A 22,192-nucleotide genomic window follows, 5' to 3' on the forward strand; every position below is an offset into this window, starting at 1 on the left:
TAATACGTTGGGTTCATTTTACTATTGATAAATTTCATAAATTAGTGCAACTAAAAACCAAAGTTATGAACCCTGTTTTAAGAAATACTTTGGCCGTAATTGCCGGCCTTTTTGTTGGAAGCATTGTAAATATGAGTATAATTTTAATGAGTGGTTCTATTATTCCACCCCCGGACGGAGCCGATAATACAACGATGGAGGGTTTGCAAAAAACGATGCATTTGTTCGAACCAAAGCATTTTCTTTTTCCGTTTTTGGCACATGCAATCGGGACATTCACTGGAGCGATCACAACTGCTTTACTGGCATTCAATCACAAAACAAAACTAGGTTTAGTAATTGGAGCTTTCTTTTTGTTAGGCGGTATTGTAAGTGTTTGCTCTCTGCCTTCGCCTATGTGGTTTACGGTAGTAGATTTAGCTTTTGCTTATATTCCAATGGCCTATTTGGCAATTAAGTTAGTCAAAAGAAGAACTTAGAAAATGTAATTCAAAAAAAGCATCGAAATGAGCGAGAAATCAACTTCCGTAAAACCTGTAAAAATGTGTTACGAACATATTGGCGGAAAACTCGGCCAATTGCTTGTAGAAAATTTTGCTGACAAGGGTTGGATTGCTAAAAATAAAACAGCCGATAAACATTTTTATATTACTGATTTAGGAGAAAAAGAGTTCGGAAAATTAGGCGTTGATCTTTTTCAGATCAAATCAGAAGAGCTCTAAAAAAACTTCCAACTTCAGGCTTTATTTACTTGAAAACCTACTTCTAAATTTCATAACTTAGTTTGTTTTTTAATTTTAGAATCATGACTAAGAAATATATAGCCCAGGAATTTTTAAAACTCGCTGCAAATGGGCATTCACACGAAGCTTTCCGGCTTTATATAGGCGAGAATTTCAAACACCATAATGCTTATTTTAAAGGCGACGCCAATACTTTGATGATAGCCATGGAAGAATCTTCCAGAAAAAATCCGAATAAGACTTTCAAAATTCACCATGCTTTAAGAGACGGCGATTTGGTTGCGGTACACTCCTGTGTTAAACAAAATTCGACCGACTTAGGCGCGGCTGTCGTGCATATTTTTAGATTTGAAGCTGATAAAATAGTAGAACTTTGGGATTTGGGGCAACCGATTCCAAAAGAAACGATTAATGAAAACGGAGTTTTTTAAAAAAGTATTCAGTCGCAGTTTTCAGCATTGCAAACTGTCAACGAGAGTGAGACTGAAAACTGCGACTGTGACTGCGACTGTGACCGAAAAACCTGAAACTAAATAAACTAAAAACAAAACTTTCTTAATGAACACTATTTTCCGATTCTCTTCTCTGCTTTCTATCGTTTTTCTATTTTCTAATTGTAATTCTTTTGCTCAAAAAAAAGACAATTATGCTACACAAATTGACAGCTTAGTAAAAGTTGCCGACCCTAAATTTAACGGTGTAATTCTGATTACTCAGAACGGAAAAACTTTATACAATAAAGCTTATGGCTTTGAAAATTTTGAAACTAAAAAGCCTTTAAAATTAGACAGCGAGTTTGAAATTATGTCGAACAGCAAACAAATTGCTGCCGTTTTAATTTTATTGGAGGCAGAAAAAGGAAAAATTAATTTGAATGCTCCTATTAAAAAATATCTTCCTGAACTTACCCGCACGTGGGCAGATTCAGTTACGGTTCATCAACTTTTAAATCACACACACGGAATTGTAGACACCGATAAACCTCTGGAATTTAAGCCTGGGACTAATTTTCATTACGGAAATATGAGCTACAGTCTTCTTGGTCAAATTGTTGAGCATACTACAAATAAAAGTTACAGCGAAGTAGTTAATGCACTTTTCAAAAAACTTAAGATGAAGAATACTTTTGCTTACAACCAGGACAAAATTCAAAATTTAACCACTGGATACATAAATAGTAAAAATACCTTCGAATCTGTCAAAAAATCACTAATAACACCTCAAAATTTGGGTGCTGACGGGATTATTTCTACCGTACACGATTTAGCAATCTGGAACAATAATCTTCATAAAGGCAAAATTCTAAAACCGGAATCCTATCAAGCACTCATTAAACCATCTGCATCTTCACAGCATAATTTCTTCGGAAAAGAAAAAGAAGGTTACGGTTACAGCATTCGAATTATTGAAAAAGATACAGTAAAATATCTCGGTCATACGGGTTTAGGTGATGGATTTTCTTCTGTAAATTTGTATTTTCCCGAAAGTGACATGAGTTTGATTGTCATTGAAAATCAAATGAATGAAGATTCAAATTTGTTTTATGCTTCTGAATTTAAAATCAAAAACATTTTACTTAAAAGCGATTTACTTCATCCAAAAAAAATAAATCATGGCAAAAAATAAAACTACCGAAACAGAAACCAGTGTTATAGATTTTATAAACACTTTTGTAGATGACGAAGCAAAAAGAAATGAAGCTTTTGAACTGATCAAAATAATGCAGGAAGAAACTGGTTTTGAACCTAAAATGTGGGGACCGAGCATTATTGGTTTTGGAAGCTATCATTATAAATATGCCAGCGGTCATGAAGGTGATGCGCCTCTTGCAGGATTCTCACCACGAAAAGCGGCTATTTCACTTTATGTGTATCTGTCTGAAGAAAATAGAGAAGAATTGCTTTCGAAATTCGGAAAACATAGAACGGCTAAAAGCTGTATTTATGTCAAAAAACTTAGCGATATTGATGTAGAAATCCTCAAAGAGATGGTTTCAGCTTCAGTTGAATATTTACTAAAATTATATCCTCAGAAATAATCTTTACAAAACTTAATGAATAAAATATTTTTAGAGAATAGTTCTCAGCAAGAAAATGATGCTTTTATATTAGAATTTATATTCTTTTTAATTTTCATAACACTTATTTTGTTTTGCATTTATAATCATAAAAACGTTCGTAAATATTTCTTGGAAAACTTCCCTATAAATGAATTTCAAAGTCTTCGCTTATATTTGGGTTTGACAATCTTAACTATAATTGGCTTAATCTTATCTTTCAATTTTATATTAAAAATATTTTCATTCTTATAATCTCACAAATTAATCATGATTCTTACCCTACTAATCCTTTTACTAGTCGTTATCTTTTATTTTTTATTCCATCCAAGATTTGGAAAGCAACCTTCTGGAGAAAGACTGGCTTTAATACAAAAGTCTCCTCAATATAAAAATGGAAAATTCGAAAATGAAAATTTCACTCCGGAACTTGCCGAAGGTTATGGTTATTATGATGTTTTAAATCAATTTTTATTTAAGAAAGTGGATCGGAAAATTCCAACTGACCTTATTCCTTCCGTAAAAACCAATTTAAAAGAACTTCCTTTAAATCAGGATGTTTTGGTTTGGTTTGGCCATTCATCTTATTTTATTCAATTGGAAGGCAAACGGTTTTTAATTGATCCGGTTTTCAGCGGGAACGCCTCTCCTATTTACGGAACTACAAAAGCCTTTAAAGGAACTGATATATATACCTATGATGATATTCCTAATATTGATTATTTGCTCATAACGCATGATCATTATGATCATTTAGATTATAAAACCATTATGGAACTGAAACCAAAAATTAAAAAAGTAATCACGGCACTTGGCGTTGGTTCGCATTTTGAATTTTGGGGCTTTTCAGCAGAAAATATTATCGAAAAAGACTGGCATGAAAAAATAGAATTAGATCAGAATTTAACGCTTTATACTGCTCCGTCAAGACATTTTTCAGGCAGAAGTATCAAGCGCTGCAACACACTCTGGACTTCTTTTATTTTAGAAACCAAAGATTTCAAAATATATTTGGGCGGAGATAGCGGCTATGATTCTCACTATGCAGCAATTGGCGATAAATTTGGCCCTTTTGATATCGCGTTGATCGATAATGGCCAATATAATCCGGCATGGAAATACATACATAACTTGCCTGAAGATGTAATAAAAGCGATGAAAGATTTAAAAGCAAAAAGAGTATTTCCGGTTCATAATTCAAAATTTCCTTTGTCTCTTCATTCGTGGGATGAACCTTTGATTAAAATAACCGAATTGAATACTTTATCTGAAAATCCGATTCCGCTAATTACACCGAAAATTGGAGAATTGGTAGAATTAAAAAATAAAAAACAAGAATTCCAACAATGGTGGAAAGGAGTTAAATAAATTTTAGATTGCAGATTTCAACCTGAAACTTGAAACAAAAACATGAATAGTTCCAATTATATTATTAGAAATGCCTTTCCTTCAGAATTTACAGCAATTGGAAAATTGCTCATCAGCGTTTATTCCCAATTAGATGGTTTTCCTAAAGAAGATGAACAACCCAATTATTACAAAATGCTGGCAAATATTGGCGATTTTACCAATCATCCGGAAACGGAACTTTTGGTAGCGATTGACAACAATAATACTATCCTTGGCGCAGTCGTTTATTTTAATGATATGCAATATTATGGTTCGGGCGGAATTGCAACTCAGGAAAAAAATGCAGCCGGATTTCGATTATTAGGCGTAGACCACAACGAATGTGGAAAAGGAATTGGTAAACTTTTGACGCAGGAATGTATTCGAAAAGCAACCAAAAACAACCTCAATCAAGTTATCATTCACTCGACATTAGCAATGCAAACGGCCTGGAAAATGTATGAAAATCTCGGTTTTCAACGATCCGAAGATTTAGATTTTATGCAGGGAGAATTAGCCGTCTTTGGCTTCAGATTAAAGATTACTAGCTAAAATTAATTTCCAAAAAACAATACTTTGAAACTAAAAACCACTTTTTTAACGCTTGCCTTTCTTGTAACTTCAGCTATTTTTTCCCAAAATACTTATGTCATCCTGGGAAGTTATAATAAAGACAAAGAAGCAGAATCCATTCAGGTGTATCAATTAGATACTTTAAACGGGAAACTGACCAAAGTTACTTCTGCAAAAAATGTCATAAATCCGTCCTATCTGACCGTTTCGCCAAATGGAAAATATGTGTATGCGTGTACAGAAACCAAAACACCAAATGACGGAAATGTCAGCAGTTTTGAATTTAATCCTCAAAACAAAACCTTAACTTTTCTGAACAAACAAAGAAGCGGTGGCGAAAATCCCGTGTATGTTTCCGTTCATAAAAGCGGAAAATGGCTTGTAAATGCAAATTATACTGAAGGAAGTGTTTCAGTTCATCCTTTATTAGAAAATGGAAAAATTGATTCACTTGCGCAAAATTTCCAATATACTGACGGAAGTGTTCATAAAGAACGACAAACAAGATCGCACGTTCATTCGGCTATCTTTTCTCCTCAAAATGATTATATTTTTTTACCTGATTTAGGGGCAGATAAAATACGTTGTTACCGTTTTGATGAAACGATGAAACAACCTTTGGTAGAAACGAAAAATCCGTTTACCAAAACAGATTTACAAGCCGGACCAAGGCATTTCACTTTTCATCCGAATCAAAAATTTGGTTATTGTATTGAAGAAATGGCCGGTGCCATTAGTGTTTATCAATACGACAATGGAACATTAAAAAAGATTCAGCGTATCAATACCCATTCTGATAAAATTACAGAAGGTTTTGAAAGCTCAGACATTCATATTTCGCCTGACGGAAAGTTTTTATACGCCACAAATCGAGGCAAAGAAAATAATATTGCCATTTTTTCGATTGATGAAAACGGACTCTTGAAAAACATTGGATATCAATCGACGTTAGGAAAGCATCCGAGAATTTTCGCTCTTGATGAAAGCGGGAAATTTCTTGTTGCCAGCAATGTTATATCCGGAAATGTAGTTGTTTTTAAAAGAAACGAAAAAACGGGAATGCTTAAAAAAGTGGGGAAAGAAATTAAAATGGCGAATGTTTCTTGTGTGCAGATTAAAAGGATATAAAATAGTTGCCTACGGATTGTACGGGTTTAAACAGATTTAAGCGGATTTCTATTTCTCATTTTATGTCATCCTGACGAAGGAAGGACCACACTAGTGGCTCGACAAAGATTGGCGATTTAGATTGCGGAGCTTCATGTGTGATCCTTCCTTCGTCAGGATGACAAACTACGACATTAATCCATGGCAAAAAATAAAAACAGTAAAAAATGAAAAATACAGAATTCAATTTACAACCAGAAATTTTAGAAGATGATATTACCAAATTAGTTCCGCTAAAGGAAACCGATTTTGATGCTCTTTTTCAAATAGCATCAGATCCTTTACTTTGGGAGCAGCATCCTATAAAAGACCGTTATAAAAAAGAAGTTTTTCAGCCTTTTTTTGATGCTGCTCTGAATTCTAAAAGCGGTTTTGTAATTGTAGATGCAGCAACCAATGAAATTATTGGCACTACCCGTTATTACGATTACAAACCTGAAAATTCAAGTATTGCTATTGGATATACCTTTTTAGACCGAAAATATTGGGGCGGACTTCATAATAAATCAAACAAAAAGCTATTGATTGATTACGCTTTTCAGCATGTGAATTCTATATTTTTTCATATTGGAGCTGAAAATTTCCGTTCTCAAAAAGCAGTTTTAAAATTGGGTGCGACAAAAGTAAACGAGATGAATTTTCCGCCTACTGCGGATGGTATTCTGCACTTTGAATATGAATTGGTAAAGAGTTATGAATTATGAATTATGAATTATTAGTTATTGAAATATCATTAGCTTAAAAATTACTAAACAAAACCACTATCTGTAATTAACTAACTATCAATACTTTTACTCTACATTCTCTATTCACTCATAACTCATAATTCATAATTCATAACTTATAACTCATGAAAAGAATAACCGTTTTTTGCGGATCAAGTTTTGGAACTGAAGCAATTTACAAAGAGCAAGCAACCTTACTTGGCCAAACATTTGCTAAAGAAAATATAGAACTCGTTTATGGCGGCGCAAACGTAGGTTTAATGGGCGCTCTGGCTGACGGCGTTTTAAACAACGGCGGAAAAGTAATTGGTGTCTTACCAAATTTTCTACGGTCAAAAGAAATTGCTCATTTAGGTTTAACCGAATTAATTTTGGTTGAAAGTATGCACGAAAGAAAAACCAAAATGAACGATTTATGTGATGGGGTTATCGCGCTTCCAGGTGGTTTTGGAACACTCGAAGAACTTTTTGAGATGTTAACCTGGGCACAATTGGGACTTCATAAAAAACCTATTGCCATTTTAAATATCAATGGTTTTTATGATTCTTTAATTGAATTAACCAAAACCATGGTTGAAAAAGGTTTATTGAAAGAAGCAAATCAGAAAATGCTACTGGTTAGTGATAATATTGATGATTTATTGAATCAAATGAAAAATTATACACCGCCTACGGTTGGGAAATGGATTGATAAGGAGAAGATTTAAATTATGAATTGTGAATTATGAATTATGAGTTAAGTGTAATGCGTAATGCTTTCAAAATTAAATAATTAGGATTATATTTACATATTCGCTTATAAACAATTCACAATTAAAAAATATGAAAACAGAAAATAACAAATTCGCAAAAGCCGAAATGCTTATTAGAAAACCTGTTTCAGAAGTTTTTCAGGCATTTATTGATCCGGAAATCACAAGCAAATTTTGGTTCACAAAAGGCTCAGGCAAATTAGAACAAGATAAAAAAACAGAATGGACCTGGGAAATGTACGGCTTCTCACTCTCTGTAACTACGCATGTTTTACACGAAAATAAAAAAATTGTAGTTGAATGGGGAAATCCCGAAGAAAGCACTTTAGTGGAGTGGGTTTTTACACCATTAGACGAAAATGAAACATTTGTAAGCATAACGAATTCCGGTTTTAAAGGAGATTCAGATAAAATAATCGATCAGGTTCGTAATTCGACTGAAGGTTTTACTTTGGTTCTAGCAGGAGCAAAAGCGTATTTAGAGCATAAACTTCAATTGAATTTGGTTCTGGATCGTTTTCCGAAAGGCCTCGCGTAAGAAAGTTTCAAGTTTTTTTGTTTCAAGTTTTTTGCTACAACTCCAAAACTTGAAACTTGAAACCTGACCCGAGGCTGAAAGCCGAATTAGCGAAGCAAACAAAAAAACTAATCACCATGGAAACAAAAAAACCAGCAAATATTGACGAATACATTGGCGCTTTTCCAAATGATGTTCAGGAAATTCTGGAGAAAGTTAGGATGACGATTCAGAAAGCAGCTCCTGATGCTATAGAGAAGATCAGTTATTCGATGCCGGCTTTTGAGCAAAACGGAATTGTAGTATACTTTGCTGCTTTTAAAAATCATATTGGTTTATATGCCTTGCCAAGTGGCCATGAAGCTTTTCAGGAAGAACTTTCACAATATAAATCCGGAAAAGGTTCGGTTCAATTTCCTTTTAATAAACCGATGCCTTATGATTTGATCACCAAAATCGTAAAATTCAGAGTCAAAGAAAATCTGGAAAAAGCGAAAAAGAAATAAGTTTAAATGAATTTACAAGAACATTACAATCAACTTTATCAAAAATCCTCTAAAGCTATTTCAGAAGGAAATTATACCATTGAGAGCCAAATCAATGATGTATCAGATTCAAGATTCGGAATAACTTTGTTGATCCGCCCAAGCAATGAAATAAAAGCTAAAATTCAGTTGTTTTTAGAAGAATTAAAAGAAGTTGATTCTACACAATATTATTATCCTGACTCAGACATTCATATTACGGTACTCTCTGTTATTTCATGTTATGAAGGTTTTACTTTAGATAAAATCAGAATTGAAGAATATATCGAAATCGTTCAAAAAAGTTTAATCGATGTAGATAAAATTAATATCGATCTTAAAGGCGTTACAGCTTCGACTTCTGCTATCATGATTCAGGGTTTTCCAACTGATGAATCTTTAAGGTATTTAAGAGATAAATTACGTGAGAATTTCAAAAAATCAGATTTAGAACAAAGTATCGACAGCCGTTATGCCATTGCAACTGCACATTCAACGGTTATGAGATTTCAGGGAAAACTAGAAAATCCAAAGGAATTACTAGAAGTTGCTGAAAAATTTCGGGATTTTGATTTTGGAGAATTTAAAGTTGATAAACTACAATTAGTTTATAACGATTGGTATCAACGGAAAAGCAATACAATTAATTTGGCAGATTTGTATTTATAAAAAGTTTTTTGCCATGAATTTCACGAATTCTCACGAATGAAAACAGCAAAATTTTAAGCTAAACTTAATTTAAACTCAATATAATTCGTGAAATTTAGTGAAATTACTTCGTCTGTTCCCTTCGGTCGGGTCGTGGCAAATATTTTTTACTTAAACTTTCCAAAATGCCATAAAACACCGGAAGGATCGTGCAGAAAACATTCACTTCCCCAATCTAAATGGCGCGTTGGTGTTAACTTCACTCCATATTTTTCTGTTAGATTTAAAGCTAAAAGTTCGTTGTAATAACGATCAACATCATCAACTTCTAAGAAAATCATGGTGTTTTCGATCCATTCTTTGGCATAATAATCCTGAAGGTAAAAAGCAATTTCTCCTGTTTTGAAAACAGAAAACTTTAGATCTAAAACTGTCTCTTCAAATCCTAAATCACGGTAGAAACTTCTGGAGATTTCGAAATCTTTGGCTCCAATAAATGGTCGAATGGATTTGGCATTGTGTTGCATTTTATTTCGAATTTAAAATTAAGAAGTCTTTTCTAAATTTAAGAAAACCAATCAATTCCGTTATCTAAACGAACAAGAAAATCAGTAAAAGAAGTCCCGATTTCGATATTATATTTAGTATTCATACCAATAAAAGGGGAAAGAATTATTTTTACATTCTCATTTTGGTCAAATTTAATTCCAATAAATTCTCCGCTTCCATTTGATCCAATTCCAATTGTCTGATTTAATTCTTCTATTATATTATAACTTTTGTTCGTTTTAATAATTTCTTCTAAACTCCAAAGGTTTATAAATTCAACACCTATAAATTGATCAATTCCATGATAGTTTTCAAGGTAAAAAACATAGTCTTTGGGAAGTTTTAACTTTGAATATGATTCAATTTCTGCTATTTCATCAGAAGTATTTATATCTCTTTTTGGAAAACTATATTTTGTAATTATTCTTTCTAAATGTTCAGTCATATTTGCCTTTTATAGAACTATTTTAAAAATATTTATCTACCCTTTATTAAAAATATTACCTAAACCACGACCAATCTGTTCAATTGCTTCAAGACCTTTTGTTAATGGCGTTGCGGTAAAATCTTCATAAGCATCCATAGAAGTTACTTTATTATCATCTTGTGGATATACCAAAATCAGGTTGTTATCGCTGAATGATTTTTCGAATTTTTGAGGTAATTTATCAAAGATCGATTGGTAGGATACAGAGCCTTTTCTGGATAAATTAAATACAATCAAATCGGTTGGTTTTATTTCGTCTGAAATCGCTTCAAAATCATCCCAGTCCAAAATACTTTTAAAACCTAATTTGGCGTTCAGCTTTAAATTATTAGTAATTTGTTGAATGGTTTGATGCGTTTTATATTCGGCGTAAATTACAATCGGCACACTTAATTCTTGCGACAGTCGGCAAATTTTTTGAAGCAATAGCTGAAATCCGGCTCCTCTTTCAGAAAAAGGCGGACAAATAAAAACTAGTCTTTTTTCTTCTATAAATGTCTTTTCGAAACGACAGATAAACAAACTTTTATCTACGTTATTAATAATTGAATCTACATTTTCACCAAAAATTTTATCCAGAAAACCTGTTTTTCTTGGCCATCCCACAATCACAATATCCGACATGATTTCTTTTGAAGTTCTGGCAATTCCACTGGCAGGATTATGGTCAATTCTGGCAATAGTATTGATTTTTACTTCTGAGGCTGAGCCCTGAATTACAAATTTATCAACTGCTTTTCGGTATCTTAAAATATTTTTTTCGGCCTGATCGTTATTCGGAACAATCGTCAATAAAGTAATCGGGTTTGACGATTTTTTATCTTTAATCAAAAGTGCAAAATCTAATAAACTTGATGTCGCAGAAGTTTTTGCTAACGGAATCAAAATATGCTCGTCTAAAATCTGATCTTTGTGTGCATCTTCATGAGAAATCTCTTCTTCGCAAATTGCAATTTTTTTTGCTGCTTTTTCGGTAGCAAAAGAAGCTACAATACAGGTAATTAATATTAAAATAATAGTCCCGTTTAAGATATTTTCATCCAGGATTTCGGCTTTATATCCCACTAAAATTACGGCCAAAGTCGCTGCGGCATGCGCACTGCTTAATCCAAAAATTAGTTGTCTTTCGGTCTTAGTATATTTAAAAACGATTTGCGTAAAAAACGCTGCAATCCATTTTCCAAAAATAGCCACTACACTCAATGTCCCGGCGACAATTAAAGCTGTCGGACCGCTTAAAATTACGCTGATATCAACCAGCATTCCCACAGAAATAAGGAAAAACGGAATGAATAATGAATTTCCAATAAACTCAATTCGGTTCATTAATGCCGATGATTGCGGAATCAGGGGATTTAATGCCAAACCAGCAACGAAAGCGCCAATAATAGGCTCTACTCCTGCTACCTCAGCTAAAAATGCCGCAAAGAAAACGACAGAAAGAACAAAAATATAATGGGCGTGTTTCTCACTTTCCAGTTTCTTAAAAAACCATTTTGCAACTCTTGGAATTACTAAAAACATGATCGCAGAGAAAATTGCTAATGAAATGGTTAATTTTATCCAGAAAGCCTGATTCAGATTTCCCTGGCTACTTCCCATAATTACCGCCAAAATGATTAACACTGCAGTATCTGTCAAAATAGTTCCACCAACTGTAATAGCAACAGCCTGATTTTTTGCGATTCCCAGTTTACTAACAATCGGATAGGCTACTAAAGTGTGTGTCGCAAACATACTAGCCGTTAAAAAACTGGCATTAAAATCATAATTCAAAAGATAAAAACAAACCGGGAAACCAATCGTTAATGGAAAAATGAATGTAAAAAACCCGAATAATAAGCTCTTATTTCTGTTGGCCTTAAACTCATTCATGTCGAGTTCCAAACCGGCAATAAACATGATGTAAAGAAGCCCGATTGTAGAAAACAAATCTACCGCTGAATTCTTGGCCAAAATATTAAGTCCGTGAGGTCCAATAATTACTCCTGAAATAATCAAACCAATGATTCCTGGAATATTAATTTTTTTCAGTAAAATTGGCGATAATAAAATGATGAAAAGTATTAATGAAAAAATCAATACCGGATTGTTAAGTGGCAGTTCGAACTCTTGTAATAAATTCCTGAAAAATTCTATCATAATGTGGTTTTAGCTCCTGTGTGGTATATCAATTGTTCTAAAAAGACATTTTTAGCATTCAGACAAAATACCCAAAGTTTGCAGTTTATTTCGATTATTAAAAAACTAAAAAGATCAGTTTCTTTTAGTAATAGCTATTTACAAAAATACCTAAAAAAATCCCGAACTTTTTATGAAAGCCCTATATTAACTAATTAAATTTACTTCTTTGCCAAATTATTAATATTTAATATATATTTTAACAAAACCGCAAGATTTCTGATTGAAATTAAAACATCATTGCATTATTCAATTATCTTTGTCTTAATAAAAATTGAACAATGGAAGAATGTATCTCTGTTTTTGATATGCTTAAAATTGGCGTTGGTCCTTCAAGCTCACATACTTTGGGGCCTTGGCGCGCTGCTGAACGTTTTTTAGAAGAGTTAAAAAACGAATCTATTTTAGAACAAGTTACCAGAGTTAAAGTTGATTTATATGGTTCACTTTCACTTACAGGAAAAGGTCACGCTACTGATTTGGCCGTAATGTTAGGTTTGAGCGGACAAGATCCTGAATATATTCCGGTAGACAATATTGCGGGAATTATCAAAACAATCGAAACCAAAAATGAAATCATTTTAGGTAATCAGCTTGCGATTCCGTTTTACTTTCTTCAGGATATTGTTTTCAATAAAGAATTTCTTCCTTTCCATGCCAATGGCCTAAAATTCACTGCATACAAAGCAGATAATTCAGAATATGAATCTACTTTTTATTCTATTGGAGGTGGTTTTGTAGTTAAGGAAGAACGTACCAATGCCAAAATAAAAGAAGAGATTAAGTGTGCTTTTCCGTTTCCCATTCAAAATGCGGTTGAGCTTTTAAATTATACCATTTCAGAAAACAAATTGATTTCAGAGATTGTTTATGAAAACGAAAAATCGATGCGTCCTGAAGAACAAATTCATTCGGAGCTAATGCGTATCTGGAACACGATGTTAGAGTGTATGTATATTGGCTGCCATACTGGAGGAATTCTTCCCGGAGGATTAAATGTTCGCAGAAGAGCTTTTGACATGCATCAGAATTTGATTGGTTTATCAAATTATTCTGATCCTCAATCATGGTTGGAAGAAATCAGAAAAACGGAGGTTAAATTCCGCCAAATCTTAAAATGGGTTAGCTGTTTTGCACTTGCCGTGAATGAAGTAAATGCATCTTTAGGCCGTGTTGTTACTGCGCCAACTAATGGAAGCGCTGGTGTAATTCCTGCAGTATTGATGTATTATTTGGTTATTGAAAACCATAATGCCGGCGAAAAAGAAATCAAACAATTTTTGATGGTTGCAGGAGAAATTGGAAGTATCTTCAAAAAAGGATCTACGATTTCAGCAGCAATGGGTGGTTGTCAGGCCGAAATAGGCGTTTCGTCATCAATGGCTGCAGCGGCACTTTGCGAATTAATGGGCGGAACTCCTGCCCAGGTTTTAATGGCGGCAGAAATTGCCATGGAACATCACCTTGGTTTGACTTGCGATCCAATTGGTGGTCTGGTTCAGATTCCGTGTATCGAAAGAAATACTATGGGTGCCATAAAGGCAATAAATGCAGCCGAATTGGCATTAGAAACTGATTCTAAAAATGCAAAAGTTCCTTTAGACAAAGTGATTAATACCATGTGGCAAACCGCAAAAGATATGAATTCCAAATACAAAGAAACTTCTGAAGGCGGATTGGCAATTGCGGTTAATATGGCCGATTGTTAGAATATATTACTTAATTTTGCAGTCAAAAAATTTTCGTTTTAAAAGTACATTCTGCTTTTAAAACTATTCAAAAAAACTAAAACTTACTTATATAATGTCAGTTGCTAAAAAAGATTATAAAAGAATCACTACCAAATCATTAATCGAAATGAAAAGCAATGGAGAAAAAATCTCCATGTTAACAGCTTACGATTTCACAATGGCAAAAATTGTTGACACAGCTGGAATCGATGTGATTTTAGTGGGAGATTCCGCATCAAACGTTATGGCCGGGCACGAAACGACATTACCAATTACATTAGATCAAATGATTTACCATGCTTCATCTGTAGTTCGTGCAATTGAAAGAGCTTTGGTTGTAGTTGATTTACCTTTTGGAAGTTACCAGTCTGATCCAAAAGAAGCTTTACGTTCTGCAATCAGAATCATGAAAGAAAGCGGCGGACATGCTGTGAAATTAGAAGGCGGAAAAGAAATTAAAGAATCAATCAAAAAAATATTAAACGCAGGAATTCCGGTAATGGGGCACTTGGGTTTAACACCACAATCCATTTATAAATTCGGAACTTACAGCGTTCGCGCCAAAGAGGAAGAAGAAGCTGAAAAATTGATTGAAGATGCAAAAATGCTTGAAAAAGTAGGTTGTTTTGCTGTAGTTTTAGAAAAAATCCCTGCTGATTTAGCTGAAAAAGTAGCTAAAAGCATTTCGATTCCGGTTATCGGAATTGGTGCAGGAGGTGGCGTTGACGGACAGGTTTTAGTAATTCATGACATGTTAGGAATGAACAATGAATTCAGCCCGCGTTTCTTACGTCGTTACTTAAACCTATATCAGGAAATGACATCTGCAATTGGTAAATATGTTGCTGATGTGAAATCGAGTGATTTTCCGAATTCTAGTGAACAGTACTAAAGTGGATTGTTAGATGTTGGATTTTTAGATTTTTCGAAAAGATTTTGAATTCAATATGATGAAAATGAAATTATAAATTATTTAGAGTGCATAGATTTAAAGACTTAGAAATTTGGAAATCAAGTAGGAAATTTTGTTTCGAAATTTATAATATTACTTCAAATTTTCCAGAATCTGAAAAATTTGGATTAACAAATCAACTTCGTCGCGCTTCTGTTTCAGTTCCTTCCAACATAGCTGAAGGTTGTTCAAGAAGTAGTTACAAAGATTTTTCAAGATTTCTTGAAATTGCAATAGGCTCTATTTTCGAAATTGAAACTCAATTATTAATCTCTTTTGATTTAGGTTATATTAATCAAATAAAGCTAGATGACTTATGTTTTAATCTCGATAGAATTGTAAAAATGACATCAAAATTCAAATCAACTTTAGTCAAATAATCTAAAAATCCAATAATCTAAAAATCGATTTTGAAAGTAATCTCCGATAAAAATAATCTCCAAATTCTACACGAAGACAATCATATTATTGTCATCAACAAACGTGTAGGTGATATTGTACAAGGCGATAAAACGGGTGACAAACCTTTATCTGATGTTGTAAAAGAATACATTAAAGACAAATACAATAAACCTGGCGATGTATTTCTGGGAGTGATTCATCGTTTAGATCGACCTACAACCGGAATTGTTGTTTTTGCCAGAACAAGTAAAGCTTTAACACGAATGAACGAAATGTTCAGTAATCGTGAAACGCAAAAAACCTATTGGGCAGTTGTGAAGAATAAGCCTCAGGAAACAACTGCCAAATTGGTTCATTTTTTAAAAAGAAATGAAAAAAATAATACGTCGAAAGCACATTTAAAAGAAGTTCCGGATAGTAAAATTGCTAGTTTAGATTATACTGTTTTTAAAGAACTTCAGAATTATGTGGCGTTAGAAATTAATCTTCATACGGGTCGTCATCATCAAATTCGTGCACAATTGTCTGCCATTGGTTCTCCGATTAAAGGAGATTTAAAATATGGCTTTGACCGAAGCAATCCTGACGGAGGCATTCATCTTCACGCGAGAAAATTGGTTTTTGTTCATCCGGTTTCTAAAGAAAATATTACGATAATCGCACCAACTCCTGATGAAACCATTTGGAATGCTATTTGATTTTATGATTTAATTGTTAATTTTTTAAATTTTATCAATTAACTTGCATAGAGAAAAAACAAGTTGATTAGAAAATGGACTATAAAAACGACATCGGATACAGAAAAGAAACGCTTAAAAAGTTATTGTATAACATACAAAAAAGTGAAGATTTAATTGTAAAAGCTTTATACGATGATTTTAAAAAGCCAGAATTCGAAGCTGTTTTAACAGAAACAAATTATGTTATTTCTGATCTGAAGGATACTATCAAAAACATTCATAAATGGGCCAGACGCAAACGTGTTTTTCCCTCTATTCTTAACTTCCCTTCTACCGATTATATTTATAAAGAACCTTACGGAAATGTTTTGGTAATTGCCCCCTGGAATTATCCTTTTCAATTAGCTTTATGTCCACTTATTGCAGCAGTTGCAGCAGGAAACAGAGTGGTTTTAAAACCATCTGAACTTACACCAAATACATCAGCAATTATTTCAAAAATTATTGAAAAGACTTTTCACATCAATCACGTTGAAGTCTTTGAAGGCGGTGTAGAAATCTCTAATAAATTACTGGCTCAGCGTTGGGATTATATTTTCTTTACCGGAAGCGTTGCTGTCGGTAAAATTGTGGCCAAGGCAGCAGCCGAGAATCTAACTCCGGTAACATTAGAATTAGGCGGAAAAAACCCATGTGTTATTGACGAAACAGCTAATTTAAAATTGGCAGCAAAACGAATTGTCTGGGGGAAATTCATCAATGCCGGACAAACTTGTATCGCCCCTGATTATATTCTTATCCAAAAAAACATGAAAGTCAATTTTATTAGTTTTTTGATCGAAGAAATAATAAAGGCCTACGGTAAAAAATTGGAGAAATCTCCTGATTTTGCCCGTATCATCAATACTAAAAACTTTCTTCGACTGGACAGCATGATCGAACGCGAAAAAGTGATTTTTGGAGGAGAAACAGATGCCAACAAACTATTCATTTCACCAACATTAATCGAAGAACCGGCTCTTGATAGTCCTGTAATGAAAGAAGAAATTTTTGGCCCGATTTTACCAATTCTTACTTATGAAACCGAAACAGACATTCAGAACGTTATAAGCAAATACGAAAAACCTCTTGCTTTTTATATTTTTAGCGAAAATCAATCTTTTGCTAAAAAACTGATTAAAAACTACTCTTTTGGAGGCGGTTGCATTAACGATACTGTTGTTCATTTTTCAAATAAAAGATTACCTTTTGGAGGTGTCGGCCATAGCGGAATTGGTGCTTATCACGGTCAATTAAGTTTTGATATTTTTTCTCATCATAAAGCGATCGTAAAAAAAGGAAACTGGTTAGACCTGCCTATGCGATATGCTCCCTATAAAGATAAACTAGCGTCTATCAAACGATTATTAGACTGGATGTAAACGAGCAGAAATCAACTTATGTATATTTTGTAGATTTTCATACGCAATTGATTAAATATATTATATTTACGTTTTAGTATTTAACCTAAAATATACAAAGTATTAAGCAATTCTACCAGTAAAATGAAATCTACATCTGATCAAATCGAAGACATTAAAAATCATGGCTATTCCTTAGATTTTTCAACTGTTTTTAACCATGCATTCGAAAACTATAAAAAAATAGCACTTTATTCAGGGCTTATCATTTTAGTATTTTCATTCATATTTTTATTCGCGTTTTTTAGTGTACTTGTTGCCTATTATGGTGTGGAAAGTATGAGTAAAGATTTTTTTGAAAATCTTGAAAATCAAAAATTATCTTATATAGAACAATTAATTTCTACACTGGGAATTTCACTTTTAAGCGGCGTTTTGGCTCCTTTTGGTGCCGGATTTCTAAAAATGGCAGATTGTGCTGATAAAGATCAGGAATTCAATGTTTCTACTATTTTTACTTATTATAAAGCGCCTTATTTTGCTCAGATATTCACAGCCACTTTCGTTATTGCAGTCATAGGAACTGCCATTTCAAATGTCCTGGAAAGTATTGGATTAGGACTTCTGGGAGGTGTCATTTCAATATCTATCAACTTTTTTACTTATTTAGTTATTCCGTTAATTGTTTTCGGAGATTTAAAAGCCTTAGATGCAATTAAATCAAGTATCATTGTTGTAAGCAAAAATCCATTATTAATTTTTGCTTTTTTCATTGTTGGCCTTATTGGAGCAATAGTAGGTGTATTTGCATGCTGTGTACCGATCTTGTTCACACTTGCTTTTAATACATCGATGAATTACGCCACTTATTATGGAATTTTTAATATGGATGAAGAAGATCCAATTGACACAATAGGTCAATCGGATTTAGAATAAAAAACGAAAATTCTAAATATATAAAGAGCCTAACCTTCTCTTTCTGGAAAATTCAAAACGCTATTTACTAAACCAAACATACACAAATACTATGGTAGCAAACTATAGTTTTTATAATTCACTGCTTTCAGGAATTACCCATTTTGGTAGTACCCTGAAAGCAGTTATTACAAATTGGTATGTCTTTAGTCCGGATATTATTTTTTATAACAATCCTAAACTTATCGTTTTAGGTTTATCTCTTTTTGGATTTTTAAGTATTTTGGTTTATCAGTTTTTCAAAATCAAGGCTAAAATTGGTAATTTCATTGAGAAAAAAAGAGACAATGATACTGTCAATAAGGAATATGAACTTTATCTTTTGTTTTTTGGAATTGCTATAATTTTAATTGAAATTATCAATGAAATTTTTAGAATCAGACCTGTCAGTCTATTAATTTCACATGTCTCCATTGGTTGCATAGTTTTGCTAATCTATTTTTTTACAGGCAAAGTTAAGTTTCTAAGAGACCGGATTCAGCAAAATTTCATTATAGCTTTTTTTATTTACATGATTTATATTGGGAGAAATATTATTCTTCTGCCCAGTGATGTTGTACCTATTATCACTTTTTTAATCTCATTTTTCTTTTCGTATAACATATTAAAACCCATAAAAGTATATTGGTTTTTTATTGTATTACTCTTTACTTTTTTAACAATAACTATAGTTTTTCAATTAATTCCAATCAAATCATCCATTTTACTAGTTAATTTTTCTATTCTAATTTTTATTATCAATCAGGTCAAATATGCCGTTTTATTAAATAACCGCGATAATTTCAGGTTCACTAATGAAATTGTGCATAAAGGAAATTCCCTGACAATTGCTACAAATGAAAAAGGGGAATTACTTTTTTGCAGTGAAACCATCACTTCAATTTTAGGCTATCAGCCTGAAGATGTTAAGGGAATGGCGTTTTGGAGACTTACTGAAGATCCGGAATTCAACAAAGAAAATTATCAGAAAAACTACATTGATAATAAGCTATACATCAGGAAATTAAAAAATAAAAGCGGAGAGTTTAAGTATATTCAATGGAAGGATAAAAAATTCTCAGAAGATTTAATTATCAGTATTGGCCAGGATGTTACGGAACAAATACTTGTTCAGGATCAATATAAAAATCTTATTCAGACCGCTACAGATATTATTTTTGAAATAAGTGCCGATGGCTATTTTACGTTTATAAATGAATTCGGATTTTCGATTTTAGGTTATGCTGAAAACGAGGTGATTCTACAGCATTATTCTAATTTCATTCACGAAGATTATATTAGAAATGCGGTAGATTTTTATGAAAATCTGGATAAAAACGGAAACAGTTACCCCACAATTGAAATCCCGGTTATAAAGAAAGACGGAAGCGAAATATGGATCTCACAAAAAGTAATCGTACGTAAAAATGATCTGAACGAAATTATTGGTTTTGCCGGTATCGCCAGAGATATTACGGAGATGAAAAATATTGAAAACGAGAAAAAAAGACGTCTCGAAAAAATTGAAGCTTATAATAATTCGACCAAAAAATTATCAACAACAGATTTTCGTGAATACCATAATCTGCAAACTGTAATTGATTCTATTATAAAAGAAGCTGCAACAGTTTCAAAAGCAAACAGGGTAAGTTTCTGGAAGTTTACAGACGATGTAATTATTTGTAAAAATTTATTCAGTAGTGATGATCAGAATTTAAATGATAAAAATATTCTGGATAAGGAATCGTATCCTATTTATTTTGAAACCTTAAAAAACAAGGCGATCATAAATGCGCCTGATGTTTTTGATAAATTAGAAACTTCTGAATTTCAGGAAATTTACTTCACAAAAAACAAAATAAAATCAATGCTCGATGTGCCTATTTTTTCAAATGGACAATTAGCCGGTGTTGTTTGTTTTGAAAGTACCGGAGAAAAAAGAGATTGGGACAACGAAGACATCAACTATGCGAGAACTATTTCTGATGTAATTTCGTTAGCAATTTCTTCTCAGATGCGACTTAAAGCAGAAAAAAAACTGGAACATAAAAGTGAACTGCTTTCTGCATTGGCACTTTGTACAGAAAAGTTTCTATTAAGTAAAAGTTTGCAAAAAATGTTTCAGGAAACCTATGACATTATAGGAAAAGCTTCAAAAGTAGATCATATTTTTTATTATGAAAAAGATCTGGAAACCAATACTATTAGTCAACAATACAAATGGTCAAGAGAAGGAATTGAGCATCAGATAACCACACTACAAGTTTTTTCTGAAGAAAATTTAAAGGAAATTATTTCTCATTCTCAAAATAGAAAAGTTTTAAACACACGAACCAGCGATCTCGAAGATACGTTTTTCAAAAAACTGTTAGTAAACAATAATATTAAATCGATATTAATTTTACCACTGTTTACAAACAATACTTTCTCAGGTTTTATTGGATTTGATGATTGTACCAAAGAAAGAAAATGGACAGACGATGAGATTTATATTTTTCAGACACTGGCCAACAACATTTCCTCGGCTTTAGACCGAAACAGAAATATAGCTAAAATTAAGGAAAGTGAAGATGCCATAAAAGCCAAAGAACTGGCAGAAGCAGCTAATAAATCTAAATCTGATTTTCTGGCCAATATGTCGCACGAAATAAGGACGCCTTTAAATGGTATTATCGGATTTACGCATTTATTGATGAAAACTAATCTTGAAGAAATTCAGGAAAAGTACATGACAACCATCAATCAATCGGCTCATTCCTTACTTGAAATTATCAATGATATTCTTGATTTTTCTAAGATTGAAGCTGGAAAACTGGAACTTTTTATTGATTTATATGATGTTCAAAAAATTCTGGGACAAATATTTGATTTAATTATTTACGAATCCAATCAAAAAAATCTTGAACTTGAATTAAACTTAGATCCATCGGTACCAAAATACATCTGGACAGATATTGTTCGTCTCAAACAAATTTTGATCAACCTTTTATCCAATGCAATTAAGTTTACAAATGAAGGTTCAATCAAACTTAATGTGACCGTTCTGGACAAAAAATCAGATGAGAATTATATCATCCGATTTTCTGTAACTGATACCGGAATTGGAATATTAGAGAAAAATCAGAAAAAAATATTCAAGGCTTTCTCACAGGAAGACAGTTCAACAACAAGAAAGTTTGGAGGAACAGGTTTAGGATTGACTATTTCGAATCAATTATTGGCTTTAATGGAAAGTCGTTTACAGCTTAAGAGTAAAATAAACGAAGGCAGCAATTTTTATTTTGACCTGAATTTGAAAACAAGCCATAAAAGCATCAATGAAAAATTCAAGCAAATTTCAAACAACAGAAATCCGGAATATGCTTTAAGTTACAATTCAAATCAGAAAAAAATAAGCATTTTGATTGTTGAAGATAACAAAGTAAATATGCTTCTTTTAAAAACAATTGTAAAGAACTTAAACATGAATTCTATTATTTTCGAATGCGAAAACGGATATGAAGCCGTCAAACAAATTGAAAATATAAATCCGGATCTCGTTTTTATGGACATTCAGATGCCAATCATGAATGGTTATGAAGCGACAAAAGCAATCAGAATTACTGAAATTGGCCAGCACATACCAATAATCGCTGTCACTGCCGGAGCTGAAAAAGAAGAAAGAAATAAATGTTTATCAGCCGGAATGAATGATTATATCTCAAAACCTATCATAAGAGGTACTGTTGAAGAAGCCATGCGAAAATGGTTGAAATAATTTAAA

Annotated in this window: 23 protein-coding genes; 20 read left to right on the forward strand and 3 right to left on the reverse strand. The window is 32.7% G+C overall.

What is annotated here, in order from left to right; genetic code table 11:
• Positions 1–65: 65 nt before the first annotated feature.
• The 13 genes from AC6CH4_RS10715 (at position 66) to AC6CH4_RS10775 (ending at position 9,115) form a co-directional block, all read left to right on the forward strand.
• Complete coding sequence (locus tag AC6CH4_RS10715; protein ID WP_498102787.1) at positions 66–479, forward strand: hypothetical protein; 414 nt, start codon at positions 66–68, stop codon at positions 477–479.
• A 27-nt stretch (positions 480–506) separates the two neighbouring features.
• Positions 507–722: an ArsR family transcriptional regulator gene (locus tag AC6CH4_RS10720; protein WP_498102789.1), complete on the forward strand. Its 216-nt coding sequence runs from the start codon at positions 507–509 to the stop codon at positions 720–722.
• A gap of 83 nt (positions 723–805) precedes the next feature.
• A complete protein-coding gene (locus AC6CH4_RS10725; protein WP_498102791.1) occupies positions 806–1,174 on the forward strand; it encodes a nuclear transport factor 2 family protein in 369 nt (122 codons plus the stop codon).
• Positions 1,175–1,301: 127 nt separating this feature from the next.
• Entirely contained in the window at positions 1,302–2,369 is a 1,068-nt protein-coding gene (locus tag AC6CH4_RS10730) for a serine hydrolase domain-containing protein (RefSeq protein ID WP_498102793.1), read from the forward strand.
• Complete coding sequence (locus AC6CH4_RS10735; protein ID WP_498102795.1) at positions 2,356–2,781, forward strand: DUF1801 domain-containing protein; 426 nt, start codon at positions 2,356–2,358, stop codon at positions 2,779–2,781. The genes AC6CH4_RS10730 and AC6CH4_RS10735 overlap by 14 nt, the downstream gene beginning before the upstream one ends.
• 288 nt (positions 2,782–3,069) lie before the next feature.
• Positions 3,070–4,167 carry an MBL fold metallo-hydrolase gene (locus AC6CH4_RS10740; protein WP_498102797.1) on the forward strand — a complete coding sequence of 366 codons (1,098 nt, stop codon included), beginning with the start codon at positions 3,070–3,072 and terminating at the stop codon, positions 4,165–4,167.
• Positions 4,168–4,209: 42 nt separating this feature from the next.
• Positions 4,210–4,740, forward strand: coding sequence for a GNAT family N-acetyltransferase (locus AC6CH4_RS10745; protein WP_498102799.1), 531 nt, complete (start codon positions 4,210–4,212; stop codon positions 4,738–4,740).
• A gap of 24 nt (positions 4,741–4,764) precedes the next feature.
• Positions 4,765–5,889, forward strand: a complete 1,125-nt coding sequence (locus AC6CH4_RS10750) for a lactonase family protein (RefSeq protein WP_498102801.1) — start codon at positions 4,765–4,767, stop codon at positions 5,887–5,889.
• Between the two features lie 206 nt (positions 5,890–6,095).
• Complete coding sequence (locus AC6CH4_RS10755; protein WP_498102803.1) at positions 6,096–6,632, forward strand: GNAT family N-acetyltransferase; 537 nt, start codon at positions 6,096–6,098, stop codon at positions 6,630–6,632.
• 146 nt (positions 6,633–6,778) lie between these two features.
• On the forward strand, positions 6,779–7,360 hold the full coding sequence (locus AC6CH4_RS10760) for an LOG family protein (RefSeq protein ID WP_498102805.1): 582 nt from the start codon (positions 6,779–6,781) through the stop codon (positions 7,358–7,360).
• Positions 7,361–7,475: 115 nt separating this feature from the next.
• Positions 7,476–7,943: an SRPBCC family protein gene (locus AC6CH4_RS10765; protein ID WP_498102807.1), complete on the forward strand. Its 468-nt coding sequence runs from the start codon at positions 7,476–7,478 to the stop codon at positions 7,941–7,943.
• Positions 7,944–8,059: 116 nt separating this feature from the next.
• Positions 8,060–8,428 carry an iron chaperone gene (locus tag AC6CH4_RS10770; RefSeq protein WP_498102809.1) on the forward strand — a complete coding sequence of 123 codons (369 nt, stop codon included), beginning with the start codon at positions 8,060–8,062 and terminating at the stop codon, positions 8,426–8,428.
• Between the two features lie 6 nt (positions 8,429–8,434).
• Complete coding sequence (locus tag AC6CH4_RS10775; RefSeq protein WP_498102811.1) at positions 8,435–9,115, forward strand: 2'-5' RNA ligase family protein; 681 nt, start codon at positions 8,435–8,437, stop codon at positions 9,113–9,115.
• A gap of 146 nt (positions 9,116–9,261) precedes the next feature.
• Here AC6CH4_RS10775 and AC6CH4_RS10780 read toward each other — a convergent pair whose 3' ends face one another.
• From AC6CH4_RS10780 to AC6CH4_RS10790, 3 genes are read right to left on the reverse strand one after another with little or no spacing between them, the layout of a single operon-like run.
• A complete protein-coding gene (locus tag AC6CH4_RS10780) occupies positions 9,262–9,621 on the reverse strand; it encodes a VOC family protein (protein ID WP_498102813.1) in 360 nt (119 codons plus the stop codon).
• A 38-nt stretch (positions 9,622–9,659) separates the two neighbouring features.
• Entirely contained in the window at positions 9,660–10,088 is a 429-nt protein-coding gene (locus AC6CH4_RS10785; RefSeq protein ID WP_498102815.1) for an SMI1/KNR4 family protein, read from the reverse strand.
• A 36-nt stretch (positions 10,089–10,124) separates the two neighbouring features.
• On the reverse strand, positions 10,125–12,272 hold the full coding sequence (locus AC6CH4_RS10790) for a cation:proton antiporter (protein WP_498102817.1): 2,148 nt from the start codon (positions 12,270–12,272) through the stop codon (positions 10,125–10,127).
• A gap of 320 nt (positions 12,273–12,592) precedes the next feature.
• Here AC6CH4_RS10790 and AC6CH4_RS10795 point away from each other — a divergent pair, with 320 nt between their 5' ends.
• The 7 genes from AC6CH4_RS10795 (at position 12,593) to AC6CH4_RS10825 (ending at position 22,186) form a co-directional block, all read left to right on the forward strand.
• Positions 12,593–14,020, forward strand: a complete 1,428-nt coding sequence (locus AC6CH4_RS10795; protein ID WP_498102819.1) for an L-serine ammonia-lyase — start codon at positions 12,593–12,595, stop codon at positions 14,018–14,020.
• Positions 14,021–14,114: 94 nt separating this feature from the next.
• Positions 14,115–14,933 (forward strand): 3-methyl-2-oxobutanoate hydroxymethyltransferase, encoded by an 819-nt coding sequence (gene panB / locus AC6CH4_RS10800; protein ID WP_498102821.1) that lies wholly within the window; start codon positions 14,115–14,117, stop codon positions 14,931–14,933.
• 86 nt (positions 14,934–15,019) lie between these two features.
• On the forward strand, positions 15,020–15,373 hold the full coding sequence (locus AC6CH4_RS10805) for a four helix bundle protein (RefSeq protein WP_498102823.1): 354 nt from the start codon (positions 15,020–15,022) through the stop codon (positions 15,371–15,373).
• 30 nt (positions 15,374–15,403) lie between these two features.
• Positions 15,404–16,093 carry an RluA family pseudouridine synthase gene (locus AC6CH4_RS10810; protein WP_498102825.1) on the forward strand — a complete coding sequence of 230 codons (690 nt, stop codon included), beginning with the start codon at positions 15,404–15,406 and terminating at the stop codon, positions 16,091–16,093.
• Between the two features lie 74 nt (positions 16,094–16,167).
• Positions 16,168–17,496 (forward strand): aldehyde dehydrogenase, encoded by a 1,329-nt coding sequence (locus tag AC6CH4_RS10815; protein ID WP_498102827.1) that lies wholly within the window; start codon positions 16,168–16,170, stop codon positions 17,494–17,496.
• A gap of 123 nt (positions 17,497–17,619) precedes the next feature.
• A complete protein-coding gene (locus tag AC6CH4_RS10820; protein WP_498102829.1) occupies positions 17,620–18,411 on the forward strand; it encodes a hypothetical protein in 792 nt (263 codons plus the stop codon).
• 91 nt (positions 18,412–18,502) lie between these two features.
• Positions 18,503–22,186, forward strand: coding sequence for a response regulator (locus tag AC6CH4_RS10825; protein WP_498102831.1), 3,684 nt, complete (start codon positions 18,503–18,505; stop codon positions 22,184–22,186).
• Positions 22,187–22,192 lie beyond the last annotated feature (6 nt).

It is taken from the genome of Flavobacterium sp. GQ95 (assembly GCF_059758655.1).